1 protein-coding gene is annotated in these 278 nt (G+C 30.2%); it reads right to left on the reverse strand.

The window, feature by feature from the left end:
* Positions 1-278: MAE_28990/MAE_18760 family HEPN-like nuclease (locus SB847_RS20890; RefSeq protein WP_410578506.1), on the reverse strand; the 278-nt coding region annotated here is incomplete at both ends.

Genomic DNA, 278 nt, shown 5'->3' on the forward strand with positions numbered 1-278 from the left:
GGTATTTTTTGTTTGCGTAAGCTATAACAATAACATTTGATAATTTAGAAAATATGTGTTGAAAGCATTTTTTATAAACTTCGTAGTCAGAATCTTTTATACCTTCCCTATGTTTACCATGAGCAACGTTATTTCTGGCAGTTAATAACTTGTTAAGGTCGTCTTTGATATCATCAAAATCCTCAAAATTGAGTCCAACTTGATAAAGTAATTTTTTTAGTACATCAGGCCCAATATTTGACTCGGTGTTAATGTATTTTTTTGGAATTCTGACGCTT

The sequence above is a fragment of the Bacillus sp. SIMBA_026 genome (assembly GCF_046535335.1).
GTDB lineage: Bacteria > Bacillota > Bacilli > Bacillales > Bacillaceae > Bacillus > Bacillus velezensis.